At 51.3% G+C, this 18730-nt stretch carries 17 protein-coding genes; 8 read left to right on the top strand and 9 right to left on the bottom strand.

Going from position 1 to position 18730, the window contains the following annotated elements:
- Nucleotides 1–47: 47 nt before the first annotated feature.
- Nucleotides 48–1715 (bottom strand): energy-dependent translational throttle protein EttA, encoded by a 1668-nt coding sequence (gene ettA, locus ACAW87_RS08330; protein ID WP_370722915.1) that lies wholly within the window; start codon nt 1713–1715, stop codon nt 48–50.
- Nucleotides 1716–1785: 70 nt separating this feature from the next.
- Here ettA and ACAW87_RS08325 point away from each other — a divergent pair, with 70 nt between their 5' ends.
- The gene (locus tag ACAW87_RS08325; protein ID WP_370722914.1) at nt 1786–3066 is read left to right on the top strand and encodes a DUF349 domain-containing protein; all 1281 of its coding nucleotides are present in this window, start codon (nt 1786–1788) and stop codon (nt 3064–3066) included.
- Nucleotides 3067–3217: 151 nt separating this feature from the next.
- Complete coding sequence (locus ACAW87_RS08320) at nt 3218–3469, top strand: hypothetical protein (protein WP_370722913.1); 252 nt, start codon at nt 3218–3220, stop codon at nt 3467–3469.
- Nucleotides 3470–3547: 78 nt separating this feature from the next.
- On the opposite strand, the gene serS is transcribed toward ACAW87_RS08320, so the two are convergent.
- The 6 genes from serS to pdhA form a co-directional block, all read right to left on the bottom strand.
- Nucleotides 3548–4840 (bottom strand): serine--tRNA ligase, encoded by a 1293-nt coding sequence (serS, locus tag ACAW87_RS08315; protein ID WP_370722912.1) that lies wholly within the window; start codon nt 4838–4840, stop codon nt 3548–3550.
- The gene (locus ACAW87_RS08310) at nt 4840–5232 is read right to left on the bottom strand and encodes a HEPN domain-containing protein (RefSeq protein ID WP_370722911.1); all 393 of its coding nucleotides are present in this window, start codon (nt 5230–5232) and stop codon (nt 4840–4842) included. The genes serS and ACAW87_RS08310 overlap by 1 nt, the downstream gene beginning before the upstream one ends.
- Before the next feature lie 209 nt (nt 5233–5441).
- On the bottom strand, nt 5442–6785 hold the full coding sequence (locus ACAW87_RS08305) for an aspartate kinase (protein ID WP_370722910.1): 1344 nt from the start codon (nt 6783–6785) through the stop codon (nt 5442–5444).
- 114 nt (nt 6786–6899) lie between these two features.
- Nucleotides 6900–7394, bottom strand: a complete 495-nt coding sequence (gene ribH / locus ACAW87_RS08300; protein WP_370722909.1) for a 6,7-dimethyl-8-ribityllumazine synthase — start codon at nt 7392–7394, stop codon at nt 6900–6902.
- A 175-nt stretch (nt 7395–7569) separates the two neighbouring features.
- The gene (locus ACAW87_RS08295; RefSeq protein ID WP_370722908.1) at nt 7570–8262 is read right to left on the bottom strand and encodes a tetratricopeptide repeat protein; all 693 of its coding nucleotides are present in this window, start codon (nt 8260–8262) and stop codon (nt 7570–7572) included.
- A gap of 150 nt (nt 8263–8412) precedes the next feature.
- Nucleotides 8413–9462 carry a pyruvate dehydrogenase (acetyl-transferring) E1 component subunit alpha gene (gene pdhA, locus ACAW87_RS08290; protein WP_370722907.1) on the bottom strand — a complete coding sequence of 350 codons (1050 nt, stop codon included), beginning with the start codon at nt 9460–9462 and terminating at the stop codon, nt 8413–8415.
- Nucleotides 9463–9678: 216 nt separating this feature from the next.
- Between pdhA and recF the strand changes: the two genes are divergently transcribed.
- Nucleotides 9679–10767 (top strand): DNA replication/repair protein RecF, encoded by a 1089-nt coding sequence (gene recF / locus ACAW87_RS08285; protein WP_370722906.1) that lies wholly within the window; start codon nt 9679–9681, stop codon nt 10765–10767.
- A 411-nt stretch (nt 10768–11178) separates the two neighbouring features.
- Nucleotides 11179–13350, top strand: coding sequence for a glycoside hydrolase family 9 protein (locus ACAW87_RS08280; RefSeq protein WP_370722905.1), 2172 nt, complete (start codon nt 11179–11181; stop codon nt 13348–13350).
- Between the two features lie 5 nt (nt 13351–13355).
- On the opposite strand, the gene ACAW87_RS08275 is transcribed toward ACAW87_RS08280, so the two are convergent.
- The gene (locus ACAW87_RS08275; RefSeq protein WP_370722904.1) at nt 13356–14288 is read right to left on the bottom strand and encodes an AraC family transcriptional regulator; all 933 of its coding nucleotides are present in this window, start codon (nt 14286–14288) and stop codon (nt 13356–13358) included.
- 156 nt (nt 14289–14444) lie between these two features.
- On the opposite strand from ACAW87_RS08275, the gene ACAW87_RS08270 reads away from it, so the two are divergent.
- The 4 genes from ACAW87_RS08270 to ACAW87_RS08255 all read left to right on the top strand — a co-directional run bounded on the left by ACAW87_RS08270 (nt 14445) and on the right by ACAW87_RS08255 (nt 17433).
- Nucleotides 14445–14960, top strand: a complete 516-nt coding sequence (locus tag ACAW87_RS08270) for an OsmC family protein (RefSeq protein ID WP_370722903.1) — start codon at nt 14445–14447, stop codon at nt 14958–14960.
- 117 nt (nt 14961–15077) lie between these two features.
- On the top strand, nt 15078–16592 hold the full coding sequence (locus ACAW87_RS08265) for an aldehyde dehydrogenase family protein (protein WP_370722902.1): 1515 nt from the start codon (nt 15078–15080) through the stop codon (nt 16590–16592).
- 123 nt (nt 16593–16715) lie between these two features.
- Nucleotides 16716–17102, top strand: coding sequence for a DUF779 domain-containing protein (locus tag ACAW87_RS08260; protein ID WP_370722901.1), 387 nt, complete (start codon nt 16716–16718; stop codon nt 17100–17102).
- Between the two features lie 61 nt (nt 17103–17163).
- Nucleotides 17164–17433 carry a hypothetical protein gene (locus tag ACAW87_RS08255; RefSeq protein ID WP_370722900.1) on the top strand — a complete coding sequence of 90 codons (270 nt, stop codon included), beginning with the start codon at nt 17164–17166 and terminating at the stop codon, nt 17431–17433.
- 13 nt (nt 17434–17446) lie between these two features.
- Here the strand turns inward: ACAW87_RS08255 and ACAW87_RS08250 are convergent, their stop codons facing one another.
- Nucleotides 17447–18637 (bottom strand): acetyltransferase domain-containing protein, encoded by a 1191-nt coding sequence (locus tag ACAW87_RS08250; RefSeq protein WP_370722899.1) that lies wholly within the window; start codon nt 18635–18637, stop codon nt 17447–17449.
- Nucleotides 18638–18730 lie beyond the last annotated feature (93 nt).

Here is an 18730-nt window from a genome sequence, read left to right as displayed (position 1 = left end):
ACGATTGGTATGGCGGCGTAACCAAGCTGTTTACGCCGCCATACGCTCTACGCCAGTTTCTTGTACCGAATACGTTTCGGTGTGGCGTCGTTGCCCAGGCGTTTGCGACGATTTTCTTCGTATTCCGAGAAGTTTCCTTCAAACCAGTACACCTGCGAATCGCCTTCAAAAGCCAGAATGTGCGTCGCTACCCGGTCGAGAAACCAACGGTCGTGGCTGATGATGACGGCACAACCGGCAAAGTTTTCCAGCCCTTCTTCCAGCGCTCGTAACGTATTCACGTCCAGGTCGTTGGTTGGCTCATCCATCAACAGCAGATTAGCGCCTTCTTTCAGGGTCATGGCCAGATGAACACGGTTACGCTCACCACCCGACAACGTACCTACTTTCTTTTCCTGATCGGCCCCGGCGAAGTTGAAGCGACTGCAATACGCACGGGCGTTGGCCTGTTTGCCACCCAGCATAATCCAGTCGTTGCCATCGGCAATGGTCTGGTACACCGTCTTATCGGGATCGAGGCCATCATGTTCCTGATCAACGTAGGCCACCTTCACCGTTTCGCCCACCTCGAACGTACCTGCGTCGGGCTTATACTTGTCGGTAATCAGCTTAAACAAGGTTGTTTTACCCGCGCCGTTGGGGCCAATAATACCAACAATGCCCGCCTGTGGCAGTTTGAAGTCAAGGTTCTCAAAGAGCAGTCGATCGCCAAACGCTTTGGCTACGTCCTGCGCTTCAATCACTTTGTTACCAAGCCGTGGTCCGGGTGGAATGAAGATCTCCAGCTTACTCTCGCGCTGTTGCGAATCTTCATCAAGCATCTTCTCGTAGGCACCAAGCCGCGCTTTCGACTTCGCCTGCCGCGCTTTAGGGGCCATGCGTACCCATTCCAGTTCGCGTTGCAGCGTCTTCTGCCGCTTCGATTCGGTCTTCTCTTCCTTCGCCAGCCGTTGCTGTTTCTGGTCGAGCCACGAGCTGTAGTTGCCTTTCCAGGGAATACCTTCGCCCCGGTCGAGTTCCAGAATCCAGCCCGCTACGTTGTCGAGGAAGTAACGATCGTGGGTTACGGCAATTACGGTGCCTTTGTACTGACGCAGGTGTTCCTCCAGCCACAGCACCGACTCAGCGTCGAGGTGGTTGGTTGGTTCGTCGAGCAGCAAAACGTCGGGTTCCTGAAGCAATAAACGACACAGGGCTACGCGCCGTTTTTCACCTCCCGATAGCGTTGCAATCAGTGCATCGGACGGGGGCGTACGCAGGGCATCCATGGCCCGTTCGAGGCGGGTGTCGAGTTCCCAGGCGTTGAAATGATCCAGTTTTTCCTGAACGTCGGCTTGCCGGGCGCCCAGTTTTTCGTAGTCAGCGTCGGGATCACCAAAGGCTTCGTTGATCTGGTCGAACTCTTTCAGGAGGTCAACAATTTCCTGCACACCTTCTTCAACCACTTCGCGCACCGTCTTGGCCGGGTCGAGTTGCGGTTCCTGTTCGAGCATTCCGACTGAGTAACCGGGCGAGAAAACAACCTCTCCGTTGTAACTTTTGTCGATCCCGGCGATGATTCGCAGGAGTGTAGATTTACCGGACCCATTGAGTCCCAGCACCCCTATTTTGGCACCGTAAAAGAACGAAAGGTAGATGTTCTTTAGGATTTGTCGGTTGGGGGGAATAATTTTACTTACCCCCGCCATAGAAAAGATAATGGTTTCCTGGCTCATTTTTTGCCTATGTTTGTGGTTGGGCAAATATCGGTAATTAACCCTCGCAAGAACCCTTCAGTAAGGAAAAATGGAAAATGCTTCATTGGTAGACGAATACGGTTACGTCGAAGACGGAAAGGTATTTTTAAAGGGCTACCTCGACTATCCAGACCGCCAGATCGGCGAAGTTAAACGCACCGAGCAGGAAGCGCTCGATTACTTTAAAAACCGCTTTGTCATTGCTCAGAGCAAGGTTGCGCAACTGGAAGAGGAGGTAACAGAGGCCCAAAACAAAGGGTCATATCTGACTAAATTGCTACAATTACGGCGCAAATTAATCAGTTTTGATGCCATCGGCGACTTCCCACCCCTACTCGATCGCCTCGATCAACTCGAAGATATTTTATCTGGTTTAATACACACCAACCAGCTAAAGAATCTCGAAATAAAACGAGCCTTAATTGGTGAGGCTGAGGTAATTGCCGGAAGTGATGACTGGAAACCAACCGCCGAAGCCCTTCAGGACATCAAGACGAAGTGGATAAAAACGGGGCCGGTTGATAAGAGTGTTGAAGCAGAAGTAGAAGAACAATTCCAAAATTTGCTCGACGGTTTTTTCCAGCGTCGTCGTGAATTCTTCAACGAACAAAACAAAGTCATTCAGGAACGTCTCGACCAGTACGAAGAGATGATTAAACTGGTTGAACGCGCCGTTCGGAACCCCGACCTGGACATTGTTTATCAAGAGGTTCGTCGGTTGAACAACGCCTGGAAAAATATCGGCGAAGTACCGATCAAGAAAGGCGGCAAACTGCACAAGCGATTCAAACGCACCGTGCAATATGTATTCGAAAAGTACAACAACGCCAAAGGCATTGTTATCCAGAAACGGATCGACCCACGTATTGAGCAGCAAATGAAGATGGCCGACGAAGCGGAATTGCTTTCTAAAGTGCCTGATTCAGAAATATTCACCTCCGCCAACCGGGCCAAAGAGTTACTTAATGCCTGGAAAGAGATAAAGGTGCCGTTCAAAATGCAGGATAAAGCCGTGAATGAGAAGTTCCGGGCCGCCTGCGACAAGATTTTTGAGCTTAGCTACCTCGGTCGTGTACTCGATCGTAAATACCCCGCTTTCAGCCTGAAAAGTCAGGCTGAACAGTTACGCACTAAGATCCGGGAACTGGAGTATCTGGTGAAACGGGAGAAAAGTGACCTGCAGTTTTCGATGCAGGATATTGACACCCTCGACCCGGAAAACCCCGAAGACAAGCAGATTCTGAATAAAATCAATACGCAGAAACGTAAGATTGCCATGAAAGAGGTAATCCTCCGCGATTTCCACCGGGCCCTCGCCGCAGCCGAATAGGCTGGGTACGTTACCGGTCATGATAAGAGCCGGTCAGGTAGTTTACGCAACTATCTGACCGGCTCTATTTGTTTTACATGTGAACGCTCATTGTCCGGTTTACGAAAAATGACAATGAATGACTACAATGACCACTACTGACGTTTCCCCTATGAAAACCTCCGATATTACGGACTTTCGTGCGGCCATTGAGCCCCGGAAATTTGTTCGCATCGAATACCTCACCGATCTCAACGAGTTCATCAAGACCGATGCGATGGTATTGGGTGTCAGCCACGAAAACGACTTCGAAACGCTCGATCTCGCCGACGGGCAGCATATTCCCCTCGACCGTGTCATCAGCGTTGCCGGTCGGCTTTCGCCATACTACCCCGGCTACGCCAACTACTCGTGCGACTGTTAGTAACGCGGGCTTCAGCCCGCATTTTTCTTACATACTATTTTTTTAACACGAAAAAAATGCGGACTAAAGTCCGCGTTACTAGTCAATCACCTCAAAACCACAATACGGTACCAGCACAGCCGGTATACGAATGGTACCTTCGGCAGTTTGGTTATTTTCCAGGATAGACGCCAGAATACGGGGTAATGCCAATGCCGAGCCGTTCAGCGTGTGCAGCAATGTTGGTTTGCCGCCGTCGAGCTTGGCCCGGAGTTTCAGCCGGTTTGACTGGTACGTCTCGAAATTACTGACCGAACTGACCTCAAGCCAACGACCCTGCCCGGCCGACCATACTTCCATATCGTAGGTCAAGGCCGACGTAAAGCCCATATCGCCGCCGCAAAGCCGCAATACACGATACGGCAGCTCCAGCATCTGCAACAATTTCTGCACATGCTGACTCATCTCCTCGAGCACTGCGTACGAGTTCTCCGGCTTCTCGATTCGGACAATCTCCACTTTATCAAATTGATGCAGGCGGTTTAGGCCACGCACATGAGCGCCCCAAGAACCCGCCTCGCGCCGAAAGCAAGGCGTATAGGCTACGTTTTTGATAGGCAGGTCAGACTCGGCCACCATCACATCGCGGTACAGGTTCGTAACCGGTACTTCGGCCGTTGGAATCAGGTACAGCTTATCGGCATCGGCGTAATACATCTGCCCTTCTTTGTCAGGCAATTGACCGGTACCAAACCCGGACTCTTCATTGATCACAATGGGCGGCTGCACCTCAACGTACCCAGCGGCCAGCGCCTGATCGAGGAAGAAGTTGATCAACGCACGTTGCAAACGGGCAGCACGACCTTTGTACACCGGAAAACCGGCACCGGCAATTTTGATACCCAGTTCAAAGTCAATCATAGGACCACCACCAGGGCCAAAGCGTTTGATCAGGTCCCAGTGCGGTTCGGCACTTGCGGGCAGGTTTGGCTTATCGCCCCACTCCAGAACTACCTCGTTATCGTCGGCCGAGCGGCCTTCAGGTACGCTGCTATGCGGGATGTTGGGCACCGTTACAAGAATAGCCTGCACCTGCTGTTCGAAACCCGTCAGGTGCTCGTTCAGCACCTTCGACGTTTCCTTTAGAGTGGCAGTCTCCGCCTTGGCTGCTTCGGCCGCCTCTTTCTGACCAGTCTTCATCAACTGCCCAATTTCTTTGGCAATGGCATTCTGACGGGCCAGCGTATCATCAAGCTCTTTCTGCGTATCTCGGCGCTGCTGATCAAGATCCAGCAATTGCTCAACAGTTGACTCAGCACCCGTGAAATGGCGTTTCCGCAGACCGGCCAAAACCAGGTCTTTATTCTCGCGGATGAATGGAATTTGTAGCATTAGCTTTTGGTAATCAGACGTTTAATCACGTCAATGAATTCTTCAGTTTGCGGTACTAGCGGCAGCACGTCGTCGGCAGTGAAGACAGCGAAGTCTTCGTAGTCACTATCGTTGCGGTTTTCAAAAAGCCTTGTATAAAACTTAGACCATTTACTTTCTACTTCGCCTGTCTTTATGAAGTGCAGTTCAGACATCGCCTTAGCACCAGAATGCGCTTTAATTCGAATGTCCCGATCTAACATTAAGGCAGATACGACATGAAAGGCGCTGTAGTATAGTCTGCTTACTGTGCCTGACCAACTCTTGATAGCAACCAGTGCTTTTGCTTCACGCATCACCTCGTTAGATTTGTCAAGCCTGAATCGGATAGTTTCTTCTTTGCTCTTGTTCATAGCCGCTTACCATCTTCCTGAACATTTTGATACAAATCGGTTACAACCATATCTTTCCAATGAAGCCTGTTCCAAACCCTTGTACTGATAACCCGCTCAGCAGAAAGTTCTAACTCGTTAAGTTGATCCCATACGACATACTTGTCGGTCATGGCTATAGCGCTAATGCACCCAACGCAAGGGTACCTGCGCTGGATGACTAGCTCAAGTTAAGCATTTACAAACAGACTATCGTTCAGCGCATTCAGTGCTTCGGCTTTGTACTGACCATGCACCAGTAGAGAAATGTTATGCTCGGTGCCTCCGTACGAAATCATCCGAATTGGAATACCTTCCATGGCTTTCAACACCCGTAGCGCAATACCCGGATGATCAGAGCTGAAGTTACCCACGATGCAGATAATGGTCTGGTCATAGTCGGGCTCCTCCATTTCACAGAACTGACTCAGCTCCGCCTGAATAGCCGCCAGATTATCTACATTATCGATCGTGACCGATACCGACACTTCCGACGTAGCGATAAGGTCGATCGGCGTCTTGAAGCGCTCGAAAATTTCGAAAATCCGACGCAGAAAACCATACGCATTCAGCATTCGGGTTGAATGGATGTAAAGCGCCGTGATGTTATCCTTGGCTGCAATGGCTTTGAATACCTGCCCGTTCTGCGTGTCTCCACTCACCTTATCGGTGATCAACGTACCTGGCGCTTCGGGGGCCATCGTATTTTTCAACCGAACCGGAACACCCCGCATTTTAGCCGGCGTAATGGTTGACGGGTGCAGAATTTTTGCGCCGAAATAAGCCAGCTCGGCCGCTTCATCAAACGTCAGCTCCCGAATTGGGAACGTCTTTTTCACGATACGTGGGTCGTTGTTATGCATTCCGTCGATGTCGGTCCAGATCTGAATCTCTTCGGCCCGAATAGCACCACCGATTAGTGACGCGGTATAATCGGATCCACCCCGCTTCAGGTTATCAACCTCCCCACGTGGATTCCGGCAAATGAATCCTTGCGTTACAATGATCTGTTTATCAGCGTGTGGGGGCAGCATCTCGCGAAGATTCTGATCAATGACGGCCAGTTCAGGCTCATTATCAGCATCGATCCGCATGAACTCCAGCGCGGGCAACAACACCGACGATACACCTTCTTCTGTCAGATAGGCCGAGAAAATCTGGGTACTCAGCAATTCACCTTCCGCAACAAGCTCTTTTTCCTGCTTCAATGTGAACGGCTTAATACGTGTCAACGAGCGCAAAAACGAGAACTCGTTCGAGATGATCCGCTGACCCGCCGCCAGGCCTTCCGACGTTTTGAACAAGTCGCGCACAAAACTATCGTAGTGCGCTTTCAGGTGTTCAATTTTCTCGAACGCCTCATCTTCGGCGTTGCTTTTCAGCGATTCACCGATCGATAATAACGCATTGGTTGTGCCCGATAAGGCCGACAGTACAACCACTTTCCGGGTCGAATCGGCTGTAATCAAATTCCGAATTGAGTGCATCCGCTCCGGTCTTCCCACCGAGGTTCCGCCAAATTTCCAAACGTGCATGGAGGTAAAATTTATGTCTTCAATCCTCTGTCTTCAGTCTTCTGTTAGGTTGCTAATCACAATGATTCTGGAATTAGCAACGCAACAGAAGACTGAAGACAGAGGATTGAAGGCTTATTTGTTAATTGACTCTTTCAATCCCAGCATTTTGATAGCGGTCATGGCGGCTTCGTCGCCTTTGTTGCCGTGAATACCACCCGCCCGGTCGAGGGCCTGTTGTTGGGTGTTGGGGGTTAATACGCCGAAAATGACGGGCTTACCGGTTTTCAGACTGACGGTTGTGAAGCCCTGCGCTACGGCGTGGTTGATATAATCGTTGTGCTTGGTTTCGCCCTGAATAACACAGCCAATGCAGATCACCGCGTCGATGTCGGCGCGTTCGGCGAACCACTGTGCGGCCAGGGTCAGTTCATAACTACCAGGTACGTTACCCCGCAATACATTATCGGCGGTAGCACCATACTTGAGCAACGTGTCGTAGGCTCCCTGAAACAGGGCTTCGGTCACCTCGGCATTCCACTCGGCCACAACAAGGGCAAACCGTCGCGCGCTGATATCAGGCAAATTATCGACGGCGAAGACGCTCAGATTTTTATCGGCAGAAGACATAAAAATAAGTTTGGGGTTTGTTGTTTGAAGTTCGTCGTTGCGCTGCTCGCCTGTGAGTTGGCTGATAAGCAGCGCAACGACGAACCTCAAACAACAAACCCCAAACTAAAAAAAGGGACGAACCTTGTTACGGCTTCGTCCCTTTGTGTATTCGTAATAATACGTACCCGGTTGACTACTCGCCGCTTTGCGCTTCGAGTACGGATTTATATTTCTTGGCACTAACCGCTTCGGCAGTTTCCGGATACTTGTCCAGAATCTGTTGGTAGGCCTCAATCGCTTTGTCGTTGGCTTTCGCGTTTTCCTGAGCAATCGCCAGTTTCAGCAGGTAGCCGGGCGTGAAAAACTTATTTGGCTTGTATTCAGCCGCTTTTTCGTAATACTCAGCCGCTTCAGTGTAGCTTTTCTTCTCCGAATAGGCATCGCCAATCAGTGAATAGGCCCGCGCCTGAACCAGCAGGTCTGATGAGCTGAAATCTTTCAACTGCTCGATAGCCTGATCGTACTTGCCTTCTTTCAATAAAGCCGTACCCGCGTAGAAATGAGCCAGATTACCGGCTTTCGTGCCGCTATAGTCATCGGCAACGGCCAGCAGGCCAGGCGTTGCGCCTTTACCGTTCAAGGCAAGTTGCAGCGAATCCTGCTCGAATTTATAAACCGCGTTAAAGAGTTTGTCCTGCCCTTCAAGGTTTTTCTCACCCTGAAAATACTGGTACGCGAAGTAGCCAGCTACTGCCAGAACAAGACCGCCCACTACTCCAAAAATGAGGTTGCGGTTCATTTCAAAAAAATCTTCGGCCTTTTCTAAGCGACCGGCCAGTGCGTCAGGATCTTCGATAAATTCCAATCCCGCGTTTTTCTTGCTCATACAAGTTGCAATTTGAGGGGCAAAAGTAAAAAAAATAGTCCAAGGTTCAATATCTAAGTGTTTAAAGTTTGCGTTGCCCAGCCCAATCTGAAACGAACCTCAACAGCGTAAACTTTAAACCTTTAGACATTGAACATTGGACTACAATAACTATTCCATTAAAAATGGATAGTCCTTTTGCACGTACACATCTTTGAACGCCTCTTCGGTTGGTGGGTAGGGCGATTCTTCGGCAAATTTCACCGATTCGTCTACCGTTGCCTTGATCTTCTGATCAATCGCCGCCAGATCCTCTTCCGTGGCCAAACCGTTTGTCAGAATATGCTGACGGACGTTTTCGATTGGGTCGCGCTGCTTGTACTGCTCAACCTCGTCTTTGCTCCGATATTTCTGTGGGTCAGACATTGAGTGACCCCGGTAGCGATAGGTACGAAACTCCAGGAAAGTAGGTCCTTCACCAGCACGGGCACGCTCGGCGGCGCGGCTAACAGCTTCGTGAACGGCTTCCACTTCCATGGCATCAACAGGCTCCGACGGCATATCGTATGATTCGCCGATCGTGTACAGTTCTGTCACATTCGACGTCCGGGCTACCGACGTACCCATGGCGTAGCCGTTGTTTTCAACGACAAAAATCACGGGCAGTTTCCACAACATTGCCATGTTGAACGCTTCGTGAAGGGCACCCTGACGAACGGCTCCATCACCGAAGAAGCAAATACAGAGGTTACCCGTTTTGTTGTATTTCTCCGAGAAAGCGATACCGGCACCCATTGGAATCTGAGCTCCTACGATACCATGTCCGCCTACGAAATTGACCGACTTGTCGAAGATGTGCATTGACCCACCTTTTCCTTTCGATGAACCCGTTTGTTTGGCGTACAACTCGGCCATAACAGCTTTCGGATCTGAGCCAAGTGCCAGTGGGATACCGTGGTCGCGGTAAGCGGTGATCCACTTATCATCGGGAGTCAGGGCTGAGTAAGAACCCGACGAACAGGCTTCCTGACCAATGTATAGGTGGCAGAAACCTTTGATTTTTTGTTGCCCGTAGAGCTGCCCGGCTTTTTCTTCAAACTTGCGCTGTAGTTGCATTGACTCGTACCAATACATGTACCGCTCTTTGGGGTGCTGTGTTTTGGTCGGAGTTGCCTTTCCGTTGCTTTTGGCGGCGGGAGCCTTGTCTTTGACGGTTGCCATGTGTATCCTGAGTAGAGGGTATATCGACCGGTTATGTGTCGAACAAAGGGAACGTATCTTTGTTGCTATTTCCGGGCAAAACGCTTGCAAAAGTACGAACAAAGGAGGAAGGAGGAAAGGGAGAAGGGAGGAAAGGAGCTTCGCTGCCGGATTAAACCAGCAGGACCCCTTTTTTCTTCCTCCTTTCCTCCCTTTCCTCCTTTCCTCCCCCAATTTATGTATCTCGATAAACTTAGCCTGACCAATTTCAAGAACTACGAAGATGCGCTCTTCACGTTTAGCAGGCAGGTCAATGTCATTGTGGGGCCAAACGGCAGTGGCAAAACCAATTTGCTCGACGCCATTTACTTTCTGGCCTTGTCGAAAAGTGCGTTTCAGTCGCTCGATGCCCTGAGTGTGACACACAACGAAGACTACTTCATTCTCGACGGTACGTTTGTCAAGCACGATCGGCCCACGCAGATTACCATCAGCCTGCAACGCGGGCAACGCAAAGCTATTTTGGCCGACAAAAAGCCCTACGAACGCGTCAGCGAGCATATTGGCCGCTTTCCGGTGGTGCTGATGGCCCCCAACGATACCGATCTGGTGCGTGAGCACAGCGAAGACCGACGCCAGTTTGTAGACGGCGTACTAGCCCAACTCGACCCCGAATACCTTCAGGATTACCTGCAATACCAGCACGTGCTAAAGCAACGCAACAGCCTACTGAAACTGTTTGCCGATCGCCGCAACGTTGACCACGAACTGCTCGACACCTACGACGAACCACTACTCTACATTGGCCAACGGATTTATGACCGGCGAAAACGATTCATTGCCGACCTGCTACCCAGCGTACAGGCACACTATACGTACCTGAGTGATGGCCGCGAAGCCGTGACAATCCTGTATGATTCGGACCTCGACAAGATGGGTTTCGATGACCTTTTTGTACAGAATCGAAGCCGTGACATAGCCATGCAACGCACTACGATGGGTGTTCACCGCGACGATTTCGATTTCCTGATCGATGGTATTTCGTTGAAGCGCTTTGGCTCGCAGGGGCAGCAGAAAACGTTTGTCATCGCCCTCAAGCTGGGCCAATTTGACCAGTTACAGCAGGAAAAACAGACCCTTCCTATTCTGTTGCTCGATGATATTTTCGATAAACTCGACGACGGCCGGATCGCTAAACTCATTCAGCGGGTCGACGAGGGGGCGTTTGGGCAATTGTTTGTCACCGACGCCCGTCCCGAACGCACCGAACATTTACTGGCCTCTGTGCAAAGCGATGTTCGCTATTTCCGAATTGGTGAGGGGTGACAGCGCATTTTCTGACGCTGGCGCGAGCATGTGCTCGTGCACCTTATGTCGCAAGCATTCGCTTGCACAGCGCGAATGCGCAATTGCAACTGGCTACTCATTCTTGCACTACTATATTGCGCATTCGCGCTGCAAGCGAATGCTTGCGACATGAATGGCACGAGCACATGCTCGCGCCAGCGTCAAGCCCTATACCCCTTCACCTTAGTGTAAACCCTAGTTTATGAGCAGCTAGGGTTTAGACGAGTGCATCATATCTGAATAAAAAGCAATTTTACCTTCGTTAAGTACCGGAAGAATCTAAAAACTCCTCTTAACTCATTGCTTCATAGGTTTACAACCAAACAGGCATGTAGTGCTGCTACGTGCCTGTTTTCTTCACATGGCAATACCGCTGATACGCTCATCACTATGGCTCGATTTCTCCTTACCTTCCTTCTGTGCTGCTCCTTATCGGCATGGGCGGCTCCGATACGTACCTCCGATAACATTCACATCGATCAGTTTGGCTATAAACCAACTTCGGGCAAGGTAGCGGTGATCAGCAATCCGGTGCAGGGGTTCAACATCAGCCAGTCGTTTTCTCCCTCAACCGGCGCAAATCAGTATGAACTGCGGCGCTGGGACGATGACGCCGTGGTGCTTCGGGGTACGTTGTCGGCCTGGAACAATGGCAACACCGACGCTACGTCGGGCGATAAAGCGTGGTGGTTCGATTTCTCATCGGTGCAAACGCCCGGCAGTTATTATGTCTACGATCTGGGGCAGCAAGTGGGCTCGTACCGGTTCGAGATTCACGCCGATGTGTACAATAACCTGCTCCGCACGGCAGTCAGAATGTTCTATTATAACCGCTGCAACTTCGAGAAGAAAGCCCAGTTTGCCGGTACTAACTGGGCAGATGGCGCTTCGTTTGTCGGCCCTACACAAGACCCCGGTGCCCGGTCTGTTCGCGATCGCGGTAACGCCGCAACGGCCCGCGACCTGTCGGGCGGGTGGTGGGATGCGGGTGATTACAACAAGTACACCACCTTCGCGGCCAAACCCGTACATCAGTTGCTCGATGCCTATGACCAAAAACCCGCCATCTGGACCGACGATCTGAACCTGCCCGAAAGCGGAAACGGCCTGCCCGATTTGCTCGACGAGTTAAAATGGGAACTCGACTGGCTTCGGAAAATGCAAAACGCCGATGGATCAGCCATCATTAAAATGGGCCTGATTGCCAACGCGCCGGGGTCGAGTCTGCCGCCCAGCACCGATACACGCCCCCGCTACTATTACCCCGAAAAATCGACCGCCGCGGCCATTGCCATTGCGGGTATGTTTGCCCATGCGGCCCTGGTTTACGACAAAATTCCTAGCCAGAAAGTGTACGCCACCGAACTGCGCCGACTGGCCGTTCTGGGTTTCGACTGGTACGAAAATACGCCCGTAAAGAACACGAATATCGATGATGGCGTCATCGAAGCGGGTGATGCCGACTGGGATGAAAGCGAGCAGAAAAAAGCCCGCGTAACGGCCGCTGTTTATCTGTACGGGCTCACTGGTGAGGTACGTTATCGGCAGATTGTCGATGATAACTACCGGCTTATCGGCGTCATGGGCTGGTGGGGGCCTTACGAAACCATCCACGGCGACGCCCTGCTGTACTATACCCAACTACCCGGAGCAACCGCCTCTGTGGCGCAGGCTATTACAAGCCGTAAACTGAGCGACGGGCAACGGCTCGATCTGTACCGACCAACCGGTCAGGCCGATCCCTACCGCGCTTACATGCCTGAATCACAATATCACTGGGGCAGTTGCCAAATCAGAGCCGACTTTGCCAACATTAATTTTGATTTGGTTCAATATAAACTTGACCCGGCTGGGAACGACCATTACCGGCAGCGAAGCGAAGATCTGATTCATGCATTGCATGGTGTGAACCCACTTAATCTGGTGTACCTGAGCAACATGCGCCAATTTGGGGCCGAAAACTCAGTGAAGCGGATTTACCACTCGTGGTTCGCCGATAAAACAGACTGGGCCGAAGCAGGAACCTCGGCCAAAGGTGGCCCACCGCCAGGCTACGTACCTGGTGGGCCAAACAAAAGCTACCAGCCCGGACAGGGAAACTGCGTACTGATACCGCCCTGCAACCAGCCCGCCCAAAAAAGCTACCGCGACTGGAACACCGTTTGGCCCGATGCCAGTTGGTCAGTCACCGAGCCTGCGATTTACTACCAGTCAGCCTACGTCAAAGCACTTTCCCGACTGGTAGATTCCCCGTCGAATTACGTACTGCCAACCAATCCGGTGGTAGTGATTACGGCCGCTGAGCCTGATAACGGACTGTTTTCCCTGTTTCCAAACCCAACCAACAGCAACCTGACTGTGCTGTTTACTGCCGACCAGCCAGCCGCCTGTGTCTTTATCATAACCGATCTATTGGGCCGGTCAATCAATCAGGTTCGATACGTTAGTGTTGCGGGCGAAAACCGGGTGCAACTGCCCGTAGAGCAATTGGCCGCAGGTACGTACCTGATTCGTTGCCAAATGGGTCAGCAAGAGGTTGTCAGAAAAGTGACTGTGTTATAAGAGCGTTACGCCAGCGGTATCTGTTTGCGGTATTGTGAAGGCGACGTACCTATTTCGCGCCGGAACAGTTTCATGAAATAGGTCAGGTTATTGAAACCACACTCCAGACTGATGTCGGCAAGGCAGCGGTTTGTGGTGCGCAACAACTTGGAAGCCATCGCAATCCGTTGTTGATTGATGTAATCGACCGGGGTCATGCCGAAGGTCTGCTTAAAGATCCGGTAGAAGTTCGGCTCGCTCATGCAGGCCTGATCGGCCAGTTCCTTGATGTGCAGCACCCGGTTCAGGTGTTTATTGATGTACTGCGCCACGTACGACAGCCGGTTCACGCTGGCCGACGTGGTATCTGGCCCAAGCAGTAGCGTACGCGCCTGCGTTTGCATCAGCCTGACCACCAGTTCCTGCAACACAAAATTGGCAAACACCTCTTTGGCCTTATTGTCTTCCGTGAAAATGTAGATCAGGCGGGCAATGAGCTGATGGATAGGCTCATCATTGGTCAGAAAGAAATTGCGCTGCCCAAACTGCCAGCCCTGCGCATTGTCGATAAGGGGAGTCCGGTCATTCAGCATATCTGTTACCTCCTTTACTTTATCGGGGGCAATAGCCAGGGCCAAACATTGTGTCGGGTTGTTTTGCCGCGCTTCAGGAAAATCAATCCGCATCGTTTCCTGACCGGGAACAATGACCGATTCGCCGGGCAAAAAATCGAACGATGGGGTTCCATCCAGGTGCATCACCTTTTTGCCACGAATCATACTGGCCAGTACCGGCGTATTGAACGTTAGTTCGATTTTCTCGGCGACGTGATGTGTTTCGTAAATATTTAATTCGGCGGTATCTATAGTGTAAGCGGTCCGGTTCTCTACTTCCTGCTCAAGACGACGGGCGTGCAAGTGACGGTTAATATCGAACGGGGCTATTAATGCGCTTTTCATAGATATTCGTTTACTAACTCAGCTAAGACTGAGCACTCCTCTATAGACAACTTGAAATATAGGGGTTTGCGTGTTTCACCTTAGCATTATTATTATATTTTTTATCAGTAATGTAGTAGCACTTTCTACTTACGGTGGTTTAACCTCGCCCAACCCATGACCGCCAGCAACCTGCAAGCCGCCCAGGCACCCCTTAAACAACACTATCAGCAGCAACCCGAAGCAGCTATGGTAACCTTGCTGGCCGAAGGCACACTGGGCGATAAAGTAGCCTGTAGTGTAGCCAATGGCCGCGCTAGCATTGAAGCCGGGCTACATCCGGCTACCGGCGGCACCGGTCAGTTGGCCTGCGCGGGCGATATGCTTCTCGAAGCACTGGTAGCCTGCGCGGGAGTGACCCTTAAATCCGTGGCAACAACGATAGGCATCACGGTCGACTATGGCGTTATCCGGGCCGAAGGTGATCTGGATTTTCGGGGTACGTTGGGGGTTCATAATGACGCACTAGTTGGCTTTCGGGCCATTCGGCTCCTGGTTGAACTCGATACCGATGCCAGCCCTCAGCAGATCGACAAGCTGATTTTGCTCACAAAGCGCTATTCGGTCATCTATCAGACTCTACAACAGTCGCCAAATCTGGCCTTATCCATCGATACGCTGACTGCTTCCTGACCGACGGGCAAACATTGATAGGATTGTGCATGCAGTCGATACAATCGCTCAACTATTCTTGCACAATTCAGACAAACTTTGTGACGATTCAATTATGACCTACTAATATCGTTTACAATGGAAACCCTAGAACAAGTAGAAACTCACGTTAATCGGCCCAAATTCCGGTCACACTACGACAATTTTATCGGCGGCAAGTGGGTACCACCCGTTGATGGTGAATATTTCGAGAACACCTCACCGGTTGATGGAAGCCTGATCGCTAAGATGCCCCGCTCAAAAGCCGCCGACGTTGATCTGGCTGTTGATGCTGCCCATAAAGCCTTTGAAACATGGGGTAAAACCTCGGCTACGGAACGCAGCAAAGTACTGCTTCAGATTGCCGATGTGATCGAAAAAAATCTGGAGTTTCTGGCCCGCGTTGAAACCGTAGAAAATGGCAAAGCCCTGCGCGAAACCATGGCCGCTGACTTACCCCTTTGTGTTGATCACTTCCGGTATTTCGCGGGAGTCATTCGCGCTGAAGAAGGGTCAGCCACCGAACTCAATGCCGATACCTTATCATTGATCATTAAAGAGCCGGTTGGCGTAGTGGGCCAGATCATTCCCTGGAACTTCCCGCTGTTGATGGCGACCTGGAAACTGGCTCCTGCTTTGGCCGCTGGCTGCTGCGTGGTTATTAAACCCGCCGAGCAAACGCCTACGTCGCTGACTATTTTGTTTGAATTGCTGGAAGATATCGTTCCGGCCGGGGTGGTCAACATCATTCAGGGATTTGGTCCGGAAGCGGGTAAACCACTGGCGCAACACAAGCGGATCAACAAAGTGGCTTTCACCGGTGAAACCACCACGGGTCGCCTGATTATGCAGTACGCGTCGGAGAACCTGATTCCAGTAACGATGGAGCTGGGTGGCAAATCGCCCAACATTTTCATGAAATCGGTAGGCGATGCCGACGATGATTTCTTCGACAAGTGTGTGGAAGGGGCCGTGATGTTTGCCCTGAATCAGGGTGAAATCTGTACCTGCCCATCGCGGTTGCTGGTGCATGAAGACATCTACGACAAGTTCATCGAACGTGTTATTGCCCGTACCAAAGCCATCAAACTCGGTCACCCACTGGATGCCGACACCATGATGGGCGCACAGGCGAGCAACGATCAGTACGAGAAAATTCTGTCGTATATCGACATTGGCAAGCAGGAAGGTGCCGAAGTGTTGACCGGCGGCGGACCAGCCGACAGCGTTGAGGGTGGTTTCTACATTCAGCCAACGATCTTCAAAGGCCACAACAAAATGCGGATTTTCCAGGAAGAGATCTTCGGTCCGGTGTTGTCGGTAACGACCTTCAAAGACGCCGACGAAGCGGTTGCCATCGCCAATGACACGCTTTACGGTCTTGGCGCGGGCTTCTGGTCACGCGATGCGCACGAGCTGTATACGATTCCCCGGCAGATTCAGGCAGGTCGTGTGTGGGTGAACTGCTATCACGATTACCCGGCGCACGCACCGTTCGGTGGCTACAAAAAATCAGGTTTTGGCCGCGAAAATCACCTGATGATGTTGAACCACTACCGGCAGGTAAAAAATCTGCTGATCTCGTACAGTAAGCAGAAGTTAGGCTTCTTTTAATGAATAAAAAGTAATGTAACACAGGCTTCAGCCTGTTTGTCAACGCGGTAGCTCAGGCCAGTAAACCAGTTGCTTTCGCGTCGATAAACAGGCTGAAGCCTGTGTTACATTACCCCTCCCGTTATGACAACCCAGACCATTTCCCGCATTGATATTACCCCGGCCGCTTCCGATGTGATTGCCAAATTAAAGGCACGGCACGGCGAGCTGATGTTTCACCAAAGCGGCGGTTGCTGCGATGGATCATCGCCGATGTGCTTCGAGAAAGGTGATTTCATCGTTGGCCAGTCAGACGTGTGGCTGGGCGAAATAGAGGGCTGCGACTTCTGGATGGCAGAAAGTCAATTTGAGTATTGGCAACACACGCACCTCACCATAGACGTAACGCCGGGCCGTGGCGCCAGTTTTTCCCTCGAAATTCCGATGGGCATCCGCTTTCTGATTCGCTCACGATTATTTGACGAGGATGAACTGGCACATCTTACACCTATTCATTTTGGAGGCGATTGATAGTGGTTTTTACTATCTTGTTCGTCAGGTTCGCATTAAACCTGACGAACCTTCTTTTCCCATGTCAGTAGAAGAACGAATCAGTGAGTTAGAGGCCCGATTGGCCGACATCCTGTTCCGGTACGATGGGTTGATCGAAGCTCATACCGGTTTGCTGGCAAGCTACGATGTGCTTAGAACCCAACATGATCAGCACAGGGTAGAAACGCTTCAGACAATCAACCTGCTCTGTTCTTTAGTAGGTTTGGTGCCCGAACAACTCACGGGCGAAATCAATCTGCTCGATCACCCCGATTTATTGCGCAAACGGCTAGCCAATCAGAGAAACTGACAGCCACTTCGTTCTATACATACCTCGTCCACGCCACCTCCGGGTGTTCGGCTTTGTAGCGGCCGTACCAGGCACACAATGGGTAGAGAGCGACGACCAATGCCAGCCAAACGACGTACACGATTGGCAACGAAACCCCCGCCGCGGCTGGCCGACCAAAACTTAGTGTACCAATCGGCATATCGCTGATCGAATAGCCTTGTAACAATACCATTACAGTCATGGCCCCTTTCACCAGATACCAGTGAATGAGGTAGTAAAACAGCGGCACCTTTCCGTATACCGCCAGTATTCGGGCTAGCCGATTTGTGGCTCCTTCAGCCATTGCCAGCAACAAAAACATGACGCCCAGGGTAAAAGCCGTGTAGAGCAGTGATGGCGGGTACTTGCTGACATTCAGGAAGGATAAAACAGTAAACAGATCGCTCTTCTGTACCGACCACGGGACCGCATCGCCATACACGTTGATGAACCGGAGAGCGACGAACAGCAGCAGGGCACCCAATCCAACCTTAAGAAGCTTCGATTTTCGATCGGCCAACGATTTAGTGAACATTGGCCCACAGCCGTAACCAACCAGCATAATGCCAAACCACGGTACAATAGAATAGGCCACGAGCAACGCAAAACGGGGACTAACAGGCAGAAAATCGGTTCGGAACAACAGCGCCCAGCCCAATCGTGCCGCTGGATTGGTAAACGTTGGTACGAGCAGCAGCAAGTCGTGCAGGCAAACGATGGCCAACCCGGCAATCAACAGGGAACGTACCCCGCGTGGAGACGCCTGAAACCGGACTAGTCCCGACAGCAGCACCAACCCCATACCAATCACGAAGATTACCTGCAACATCATAGTCCGAAATTGAATATCGGTCCAGAAGGCGAAATTGATCAGGGTTATTTCCAGCAGAATCAGCACCAGCCCGCGTTTCAGCAGGAAGCGACTCTTGCTTTTCAGCGCATCGCCATGCAGTTCGCCGTCTTTTCGAAGTGATAAATACACCGACGTACCTGCCAGAAAGACAAACGTTGGGGCGCACAGATGCGTAATCAGGCGCGTCAGGAAAATGGGCGCGGTGGTAGTAGCGAGGTCGGTGGGGTTCTGCGTCAGGGCCGGGCTATGAAGCAGGTCACGAACGTGATCCAGCGCCATAATGACCATGACCAGCCCTCGAACGGTGTCGATGGTAGCAAGTCGTTTCATGTCGATAGAAATAGCATCGACAAGATTAGAAACGTTTCGACAGGATTTACATGATTTACAGGATTTCTTTGCGGGTTTACCACCAACCCCCTG

The organism is Fibrella aquatica, from assembly GCF_041321135.1.
In the GTDB taxonomy this organism is placed as follows: domain Bacteria; phylum Bacteroidota; class Bacteroidia; order Cytophagales; family Spirosomataceae; genus Fibrella; species Fibrella aquatica.
This window is presented reverse-complemented; position numbering and strand designations above follow the sequence as displayed.